Source organism: Hydrogenophaga sedimenti (genome assembly GCF_051857515.1).
Taxonomy (GTDB): domain Bacteria; phylum Pseudomonadota; class Gammaproteobacteria; order Burkholderiales; family Burkholderiaceae_C; genus Hydrogenophaga.
On the sequence record NZ_JBPZHA010000007.1, the window covers coordinates 107,297 to 117,709 of the forward strand.

General features: G+C 67.0%; 5 protein-coding genes. All 5 read left to right on the top strand.

From position 1 onward, the window contains the following. Positions 1-3: 3 nt before the first annotated feature. The 5 genes from ACS5NL_RS13215 to ACS5NL_RS13235 all read left to right on the top strand — a co-directional run bounded on the left by ACS5NL_RS13215 (position 4) and on the right by ACS5NL_RS13235 (position 10,395). The gene (locus tag ACS5NL_RS13215) at positions 4-960 is read left to right on the top strand and encodes an FkbM family methyltransferase (protein WP_439354314.1); all 957 of its coding nucleotides are present in this window, start codon (positions 4-6) and stop codon (positions 958-960) included. 44 nt (positions 961-1,004) lie between these two features. Then, the gene (locus ACS5NL_RS13220) at positions 1,005-7,049 is read left to right on the top strand and encodes a non-ribosomal peptide synthetase (protein WP_439354315.1); all 6,045 of its coding nucleotides are present in this window, start codon (positions 1,005-1,007) and stop codon (positions 7,047-7,049) included. Continuing rightward, positions 7,040-7,984 (top strand): hypothetical protein, encoded by a 945-nt coding sequence (locus ACS5NL_RS13225; RefSeq protein ID WP_439354317.1) that lies wholly within the window; start codon positions 7,040-7,042, stop codon positions 7,982-7,984. The genes ACS5NL_RS13220 and ACS5NL_RS13225 overlap by 10 nt, the downstream gene beginning before the upstream one ends. 85 nt (positions 7,985-8,069) lie before the next feature. Then, positions 8,070-9,524, top strand: coding sequence for an undecaprenyl-phosphate glucose phosphotransferase (locus ACS5NL_RS13230; RefSeq protein WP_439354318.1), 1,455 nt, complete (start codon positions 8,070-8,072; stop codon positions 9,522-9,524). 169 nt (positions 9,525-9,693) lie between these two features. Beyond that, a complete protein-coding gene (locus tag ACS5NL_RS13235; RefSeq protein WP_439354319.1) occupies positions 9,694-10,395 on the top strand; it encodes a hypothetical protein in 702 nt (233 codons plus the stop codon). Positions 10,396-10,413 lie beyond the last annotated feature (18 nt).

Below are 10,413 nucleotides of genomic sequence, written 5' to 3' on the forward strand. Positions count from 1 at the left end.
CCAATGTCGACACTGCACCAACAAGACTCCCTCGCCTCAAGAATCGGTCACATCCTGTCGCGGGTCTGGCAAAAATACCATCAGCAGCCGAGCCGGCGCCGGCAGATTTCGCAATTGACGGAGCCGTTTGTCCACATCACCGACGGCGGCCTGCGTTTCAACATCGATCCGGCCCAATACATTGACAAAATCATCTTTGTTGAGGGGATTTACGAAAAACGGTTCCTGTCGTTCATGAAGGGACTGCTCCCCGGAAACAGTGTGATTCTCGATATCGGGGCGAACACCGGCAATCACGCCATCTATCTGAGCCAGGTCGCGTCCCGGATTCATTGCTTCGAACCCAACCCGGAAGCCTACGAGAGACTGGTTGAAAACATTGCACTGAACGGCATCCAGAACATCCAGTGCCACCAGCTGGGGCTGGGCAACGAAAACAGCGTGGCCTCCTTCCAGGTGAATCTCGACGGCAACCTCGGCAACAGCGGCTATGTCAGCGACACGGCCGAACCACCCAGGAACACCAAGATCATCCAGCTGCCGATCCAGAGAGGCGACGGTTACATCGACGGGCTCGGACTGGATGTCATCCACTTCATCAAGATCGATGTCGAAGGACTGGAACCAATGACGCTCGAAGGTCTGCAAAAGACCATCGCCAGGCACCGGCCCGTGGTGGCCTTCGAGTTTCACGGCCAGCACGCCAAGAAAGACGATTTCCCGTCGATCAAGTCCTCTCTTCCGGGCTATATTTTTGTTGAAATCTGTTTCGCCCCCGAAACCGGCAGCCCGACCGGCAAACTGCTCTGGTGGCTGCAACACGGGGAAACGCCCGAATTGCACCGGATCGAAACGCCTGAACCCAGAACCTACGAAAACATCATTGCCATCCCGTCCATGGAATTCCTGTCATCCCGCGGCATCGAACTGAAACCACCCCACAGGCCCCCAGCGGCCTGATTGGAGCCTTTTTCCCCACAGCCATCCAATACCCCGCATCCACAATGTTCGAACGGACGCCCGCTGGCAGCGCCATTGAGGGTCAATGGCAGGAGCCCTCCGATCTCGGGGAGCTCCTGCGCGCGCGCGTCGCGGCACAACCGGACAGCCCGGCCTACGTGTTCCTGGGCCAGGATCTCGATGCCACGGAGGTGCTGAGCTACGCGGCACTGGGCCTGGCGAGCGACACCATCGCTCGCCGGCTGCGCGCGCTCACCGCGCCCGGTGACCGGGTGCTGCTCGCGTTTGACAACGGTCTGGAGGCCGTGCAGCTGTTCTGGGGCTGCATCCTGGCCGAGGTGATTCCCATCCCGGCACCGGTGCCGGATCCCGTCCATCCGCGCAGCAGCGAGTCCCGGTTGCGGGGCATCGCGGCCGATGCCCATGTGGCGCTGATCCTGACCGACGACGACCACCTGGCCGCCGGGCGCGCCCAGCTTCCCGACGTGCCGTGGCTCACCCTGGCATCCCTGCTGGCCGAACCACGACCCCCTGCCCCACCCACTGCAGGCGCCGGTGCCCGGGGCGACCGCGCCATCGCGTACCTGCAGTACACCTCCGGGTCCACCAGCGCTCCGCGCGGTGTCGAGATCACCCACGCCAACGTGCTGGCGCAATGCCAGGCGCTGTCGGGCGAGGTGCACACGCCCCACCCGAGAGGGCTGATCTGGCTGCCCTGGTTCCACGACTACGGCCTGGTGCATGGCGTGATCCAGCCGCTTTACATGGAAGGCACCGCGTTCCTGATGTCCACCGCGCAGTTCCTGCTGCGCCCCCTGCGGTGGCTGGAGGCCATCGGCCGGCACCGCATCACGCACAGCGGGGCACCCGATTTCGCCTACGCCGCCTGTGTGCAGGCGCTGGCCCGCACGCCGCACTGGAGCGCCGACCTCACAAGCTGGCAGCTCGCCACCTGTGGTGCGGAGCCGGTCCGTGCCGCCACGCTGGACGCGTTCGCCGAGGCCTTTGCACCCTTCGGATTCCACCGCTCCGCGCTGGCGCCGTCCTACGGGCTGGCGGAAGCGGTGCTGGCGGTGACCGTGAGGAAGACCCACGGCCCGATGCTCCAGATCCCGTTCCACGCGCAAGCCTTCGAACGCCATGAAGTGCAGCCCGTCCCGGCGGAAACACCCGGCGCCAGAACCCTGGTGGGCTGCGGCCCGGCGCTGCCGGGCTTCCGGCTGCGCATCGTCGACCCCGACACCGGGGTGCCCTGTGCCCCGGGCCGCATCGGCGAAATATGGGTGGCAGGACCGAGCGTGGGCCGGGGGTACTGGGGCCAGCCGCAAGCCACGGCCGAGCAATTTGGCGCGACGCTGGCGGTTCAGGAAGCCGACCCGGTGCACTACCTGCGCACCGGCGACCTGGGGTTCCTCCACCTCGGCGAACTGTTCATCGCGGGCCGCTGCAAGGACCTGATCATTTCGAACGGGCGCAACCTGTACCCGCAGGACCTCGAGCAGACCGCCGAGGCGGCGCACCCGAACGTCCGTGCCGGTGGCGTCATGGCCATCTCGGTCGACAAGGGTGCGAGGGAAGCGATCGTCCTTCTGGTCGAGTGCCGCCGCAACCCCGCGCCCGAGGTGGTCCGCGAACTGGTGGATCGGGTCCAGCGGCAGGTGGCCATCGAGCACCAGGTGGAGCTGCACGACATCGTGCCGTTGCGCACCGGCTCCCTGCCCCGCACATCCAGCGGCAAGCCGCAACGCGGTGCGGCACAGCGCCTCCACCGGCAGGGACGGCTGGAGCCGCTGAGAATCCCGGTGCGGCCGCCGTCGCATGCGGCACCGTCGACCACCCACGAGCCCGACGCCGCGCTCATGGAGACCCTGACCCAGCTGTGGGCCGAGGTCCTCGGGCACGAGGAGATCGCACCCGACGCGAAATTCTTCGATCTCGGCGGCGACTCCCTGCTGGCCACGCAGTTGGTGTCCCGGCTGCGCGCCCGGCTGGGCGTGGACCTGCCCATCAGTGCCCTTTTCGACCGCCCCACGGTGCGCGGACTCGCCCACCTCGTGGCCAGCGCACGGGAGAAGCCGTCCGAGGCGCCCCGCCACGCGATCGCCGCACCGACAGAACCGCCGGGCGTGCGGGGGCCCGGCACCCTGGTTGCGCCTTCGTACTCGCAGGAGCGCATGTGGTTCATGCACGAACTGGCGCCCGACAGCAGCGCCTACAACGTGCCGCTGGCGCTGCGTCTGCAGGGGTCGCTCGACGTGGCCGCGTTGCGTGCGGGGCTCGCGCGCGTGGTCGAGCGGCACGAGATCCTGCGAACCCGTTTCATCAGGTCCGCCGACGGCGTCTCGGGCGAAGTCGTGCCAGCCCCGGCCACCACCGTCGACGAGGTGTGGCTGACAACCGGCGCCAGCAGCGCGTCCGGGGACCTGCTGCACCAGCAGCTGGCCAGGTTCACCAGCATCCCGTTCCAGCTGGATCGCTGCCCGCTGTTTCGCGCGCAGGTCATCCACACGGCCGAGCAGGAAGCGGTGTTGCTGATCGTGATGCACCACATCATCAGCGACCAGTGGTCGTTCGCCGAACTGGGGCGGGAACTGGCCTTGCACTACAACGCCATTCTGGCTGGCGGACAAGCCTCCCTGCCCGGTCTCCCGATCCAGTATGCCGACTACGCGGCCTGGCACCGGCGCTGGTTTGAAGGCGAGCGGCGGGCCAACGAACTGGCCTACTGGTCGCGGCGCCTGGAAGGTCTGGAACCCCTGCCGCTGAACAACGACTTCCCGCGCCCCGCGGCGCAGAGCTTCCGTGGCGGCGCGCTGCGCTTTCCCCTGGACCCCGACCACATCGCCGCGCTGCGCGGGCTCGGCGCCGCCCACGACGCCAGCCTCTCGATGGTGCTGATCGCCGCGCTCAACGTGTTGCTCCACCGGCACACGGGCAAGACCGACATCGGCATCGGCGTGCCCATCGCCAACCGCCATCACCTGGCCTCGGAAAACCTCATCGGGACCTTCGTGAACACCCTGGTGTTCCGCACCGCCCTGGACGGCGATCCGGATTTCCGCACCGTGCTCTCGCGGGTGCGCGAGACCTCTCTGGACGCCTTCACACACCAGGACATGCCGTTCGAATTGCTGGTCCGGGAACTGGCGTCGAAGGCGGACAGCGGCCGGCCGCCGCTGTTCAACGTGATGTTCAACATGGTGAACTCGCAGGCCCGCGACTGCCATTTCGACGGCCTGAGCTGGTCCAGGCTCGACTTCGACCGCACATCGACCCAGTTCGACCTGACCTTCGTGGTCGACACGCTGTACGACCACGCCATCGTGATCGAGTACGCCACCGACCTGTTTGCCCCCGAAACCATCCAGCGCATGGGCGAGCATCTGGAGCGCATCCTGCGCGCGGCGGTCGGTCATCCCGAAACCCGCATCGCCACCCTGCCGCTGCCGGGCGATGCCGAACGCGACCGCCTGAGCCAGTGGTCGCACGGACCTGCCGGCGTGCCGGCAGCCCGGTCGGTGGTCGAATGGGTGGCCCAGGGGTTGCAGATCTCCGCACAGCAGGCCGCCCTGGTCTTCGATACCGTGCGGCTGACCCACCAGGAACTGGACCAGGCGTCGAACCGGCTGGCCCGGCTGCTGCGCCAGCGCGGCATTGCGCGCGGCACCCGCGTCGGGGTATGCCTGCCCCGCAGCCACGATCTCGTCGTCGCGCTGCTGGCCATCCTGAAAACGGGATCGGCCTACGTGCCACTGGACCCCGACCACCCGGCCCAGCGGCTGACACGGCAGATCGAGGACGCCAACCTGGCGCTGCTGGTGACCCACAGCGCGGTGGTGCTGGCCTGCGGGCAGCTGCCACGGCTGCAGGTCGATCTGGACGGCGCGCGGATCGCCGCCAGCGCCGCCGACCCGCTGCCGGCCGACCCGCTGCTCGATGCCCGGCCGGAAGATCCCGCGTACCTGATCTACACCTCGGGTTCCACGGGACAGCCCAAAGGGGTCGCCGTGCCGCACCGGGCGGTGGTGAACCTGCTGGCCAGCATGGCGGACACGCCGGGCTTCACGGCGCAGGACCGGCTGCTGGCGGTGACCACCCCCAGCTTCGACATCGCGGCGCTGGAGCTGTTCCTGCCCCTGGGGACGGGCGGCACCGTGGTCGTCGCCAGCGAAGCGCAGGCCGCCGATGGTGGCGCGCTGGCCGAGGTGATGGCGCGCGAAAAGATCACGGTGCTGCAGGCCACGCCGTCGCGGTGGCACCTGTTGCTCGGAGCCGGCTGGGCCGGAGACCCGCAACTCAAGGCGCTGGTGGGTGGAGAGACCCTGGCTCCCGACCTGGCCTCCCGGCTGCTGGCCCGCTGTGGCGAGGTCTGGAACATGTATGGCCCCACCGAAACCACGGTGTGGTCGAGCTGCTGGCGGGTGTCACCCGAGGCCATGCCCGCCATCGCGCTGGGGCGCCCGGTGTGGAACACCTCGATCCAGGTGCTCGACGAACACCTTCAGCCCTGCCCGATCGGCGTCCCGGGCGAGATCTGCATCGGCGGCGCAGGCGTGGCCATCGGCTACCACCACCTTGATGCGCTGACCGCAGAGCGGTTCGTCGTGCAGCCGGACGCGCCGGATCCCCTCAACCGGCGCCTGTACCGCACCGGCGACCGCGGGCGTTGGCGCCACGACGGTTCGCTGGAACACGGCGGCCGGCTGGACGACCAGATCAAGTTGCGGGGATTCCGGGTGGAGCTGGGCGAGATCGAAACCCGGCTGCTCGGCCACCCCGGCGTGGCGCGCGCGGTGGTGGTGCTGCGCGAAGACGTCCCGGGCCAGCCCAGGCTGGCGGCCTACGTGGTGCCCCACGGGTCGATGCCCCCGCGCGAGGAACTGCGTGAACACCTGCGCCGCTGGCTGCCCGACTACATGGTGCCCGGCGTGTTTGTCGAACTGGCCACGGTGCCCGTGCTGCCCAACGGCAAAACGAACCGGCGAGCGTTGCCGGTGCCGCCCAGCGAGTCCCCGGGTTCTGGCACAGCGTCCGTGGCGCCCCGCAATCCCGCCGAAGCCACCATCCTGGCGATCTGGCAGGCGGCGCTGCAGACCGACCAGCTGGGCATCCACGACAACTTCTTCGACCTCGGTGGGCATTCGATCCTGGCCGTGGGCGTGGTCAACCGCATCGAGTCGACCCTCAAACGCCCCTGTGCGCTGGCCCTGCTGTTCAAGCACCCCACGGTGGCGGACCTGGCCGCCGCGCTTGCCCAGTCACCGGCCGGGGAATCCAGGGACATCCCGGTCGCCGTGCTGCAACCCCATGGGAGCGAGCCGGGCCTGTTTCTGCTGGCTGGCGCGGAGATGTACCGCCGCCTGGCGCAGCAACTCGATCCGGCGATGCCTGTGTACGGGGTGTTCTCGCAAACCGAGATCGACCTGCTGGAATGGCCGGCGGACCTCGCGCTGCCAGAGGTGACGGTCGAGAAGCTGGCGACGGAATACCAGGCGCTGATCCGCGGCATTCAACCCCACGGGCCTTATTTCCTGGGCGGCTTTTCGATCGGCGGCCCGATCGCCTTCGAGGTGGCCCGGCGGCTGCGGCAAGAGGGCGAAGAAATCGGCCTGATCGCCCTGCTCGATTCCCGGCTGCCCGGGCACGGCCCCCGGCACCTGGTCGCGGGGGTGCTCAGGCGCCTGCGCCTGCTGCGTCGCCAGGGAGTGAAACACCTGCTGCACATCTACCGCGTCTACCGGCACCAGTCCGAACACCGCGGTGAGCCGGGCAGCCGGCGCATCCAGGCGTACGCCCAGGCCATCCGGACCCACAAGGCCGTGCCCAGCGACCTGCCCGTGGTGTTCCTGCAGGCGGGCGATGACGCATCCACGGCACCGGCCTACGGCTGGCGTTCGCTGGCACCCGGCCTGGCCGTGGAACGTGTTCCCGGCAGACACATGGAGATCCTGGAGCGCCCGAACGTCGACGTGCTGGCCGCCGCACTGCGCAAGCACCTGGCACGGGCCAGAGCCACGGTGTCCCGCACGGCGCAGGCCGGCCAGACGGCCTCTCCACACCCACCACCGGTTCTCACCACATGTTCCTGAGACATTCGCTGAAGGTCGCGCTGGCCTGCATCCTGACCGCCTGCAACGGGCAGAAGACCCTGGAGCCGGCCGAGCTCGCCACCATGTACGCCCAACCGCTGGCCCCTCCCGACAAACCCCTCCGGGTCTTCTACATCGGACACAGCCTCGTCAACAAGGACGTGCCGATGATGCTGGAGCAGCTGGCGGGCACCGGCCACGATCACCGCTCCCAGCTGGGATGGGGAGCGTCCCTGAGATCGCACTGGGAACCCGACGTGCCGGTCAACGGATTCGATGTGGAGAATGCCCACCCACGCTACCAGGACGCCCGCCAGGCGGTCGACAGTGGCCGGTTCGACGTGCTGGTGCTGGCCGAGTCGGTCGAAATCAAGGACGCGATCAAGTACCAGCAAAGTCCCAAGTACATCCGCCAGTGGGCACGGGCTGCCCGGACGGCCAATCCGCAGACCCGCGTCTATCTCTACGAACTGTGGCACGAACTGAACGACGCCAAGGGATGGCTGGAGCGCCTGGACGAAGACCTGGCCCTCTATTGGGAAGGCGTGCTGCTGGCGCAGGGCATGGCGCACGGGGACACGGGCGGACCGGTGTACGTCATTCCCGCCGGACAGGTGATGGCCCGCCTGGTCCGGGAGGTCGAATCCCGGGGCGGCGTTGACCGCCTGCGGTCCCGTGAAGACCTCTTCAACGTCAACGACAAGGGCGAGCGCGACATGATCCACCTGAGTCCGCTGGGCAACTACCTGGTTGCCCTGACCCATTACGCGGTGCTCTACCACCGCCCGCCCCCCACGGAACCGTTCGACGTCCAGCTGGTGGACGGCACGCCATGGAAGCCCATCTCCCCCGAGCTGGCCCGGCTGATGAGCCAGGTGATCTGGTCGGTGGTGACGTCCTACCCCAAGACCGGCGTCGCCCAGAGCAAGCCGTGACACATCATCCGCATGTGGTAACGCGACATCGCATCTGACCGTTTCGTCAGCTTCTGAACATCATCGGACACCTATACTTTCTGCCATGGTCCTTCCCAAGCGACCCCCAAGATCCATCCTCAAGCGCCGCGGCAGCATCTCCACGGCGGTACAGACGCTGGTGGACCTGGCGGCCGTCATGGGCTTGGCCTTGCTGCTGATCCGCCAGCAGGTCGGCGGGCTCACGGCTGACTACTCGATGATGCTGCTGCTGCTGGCCATGGGCATGCTGTTCGCCTACGACCAGTTTGGCGTCTATCGCAGCAACAGCAGCTTCACGCAGAAGGCCCTGACCCACTTCAAGGCCTGGTCGCTGGCATTCGCATTCCTTCTCGTGGTCGGCTTTGCGACCAAGCAGACCGAAACCTTCTCCCGACTGCTGCTGCTGCAGTTGTATGTGGCGGGCTACCTGCTGCAGGTTCTGCTGCAGTACCTCAGCCGCCAGGTGCAGACCCGCGTCATGCTGCATGCGGTGCCCGCAGAGAACGTGCTGATCGTCGGCACCGGAAAACTGGCCCGCTACCTGCAAAACAAGATTTCTGGCAATCCCTGGCTGAACCAGAACGTGGTTGGCTGCCTGCAGTTGCCTGCGTCGCTGCAAAGCCGTGGCGCCAGCGCCAACGCGCCCCTCTACGAAGCCACCAACTTTGGCCCGCTCAAGGAACCCGACATCATCGGTGAGCTGGACGACCTGCTGGACGTCATCGACCGCCACGACGTGCGCACCGTCTACTTCGCGGTTCCCCTGAGCAAGTCGGATCTGATCGAGGACATGTACTTCCAGCTGCTGGACCGCCATGTGGCGGTGCACTGGGCACCCGACATCTTTTCGCTGCTGCTGGTGAACTACGGCGTTCGGGAGATCGCCGGACTGCCGGTCCTGACCCTGTCGGAAACGCCCCTGACAGGCACCCGTCTGCTGCTGAAATCGTTGGAAGACCGCGTGCTGGGCGTGCTCATCCTGGTGCTGATTTCGCCCTTTCTCCTCCTGATCGCCCTGGCCATCAAACTGGACAGCCAGGGCCCGGTGTTTTTCCGCCAGGCGCGCAAGGGTTGGAGCGGCCGGGTCTTCCACATCTGGAAATTCCGCAGCATGTTCGTGCACAAGCCGGCCGACGGCGTGATCCAGCAGGCCACCCGCAACGACCCTCGTGTCACCCGTGTCGGTGCCTTTCTCCGCAAGACCAGCCTGGACGAGCTGCCCCAGATCTTCAATGTGCTGCAAGGCCAGATGTCGCTGGTCGGGCCACGTCCCCACGCGGTGCAGCACGACGAGCAGTACTCGAAGGGGATCAATGCCTACTTCGCGCGCCACAACATCAAACCCGGCATCACCGGGCTGGCCCAGGTGCGGGGCCTGCGCGGGGAAACCAGCGAGATCGAGCGCATGCAGCAGCGCATCGAGGCGGACATCGAGTACATCAACAACTGGTCGCTCTGGCTGGACTTCTCCATCCTGCTGCGCACCTTCGGCGCGCTCTCGGGCAAGAATGCCTATTGACCCCGTCCGTCCGGTTCCCGGCGTCCAGACCTACTGGGACTACGTCCGCAGCGCTCCCCGCTGGAGCATCGTCTGGCGCCGCTGGTCAGCCCGCCGGACCCGCCAGAACGCTCCTGCGTGGAAGTTGCTGGCGCCCCCGTCCTCGGCCGGACCCTGGCTGCTGTACTTCATGTACCTGCCGGAGGGACAGCTGTCGGTGCAGCACCGGTTCACGCTGGAGCGTCTGGCGGAAGAAAATGCCCGGCTCATGATCGTGTGCACCTGCCCGCCCGGTCATCCGGTGCTCGACGTCTTGAAGAACCATTGCGATGCGCTGTACTGGAAGGCGATGGAGGGCTTTGATTTCTCGGCCTACGCGATCGGTCTGGCCGAACTGGCGCGGCACGCACCCGGCTCGGACGTGATGCTGCTCAACGATTCGATGCTCGGTCCGTTCTCGCCGCTGACACCGTTCATCGAGCGATCGCCCTGGCGTCTTGCCGGGCTGAGTGCCAGCTCGATGGAGGAGAACCACCTTCAGTCCTTCGCCCTGATCATTCGCCAGTTGGATGAGGAGTTGCTGCGGGCCGTCGCCCCCGTGATTTCCACCGACTGGTGCTACAGCACGTCCGCCCCGGTCATCCTGCTGCAGGAAACCCGTCTTGCCCGGGTGGCCAGCGATCACATGCGGGTGGGCGCCTTCTGGTACACCGACGGGTCGACTTACCAGGACCTGTGCCTGAATTGCCCGGAGCAGATGCTGGAGGCCGGCTTTCCGCTGCTCAAACGGTCGCTGTTCGGCAAGTTCGCGCGTCGTTTTCAGGACCCAGCATCGATGCGTGCATTGCTGCAGCGGCTGGGGCATCCGGAGATGCCCGACGCCAGCACCTGAAGGAATGGTGCTGGCCTC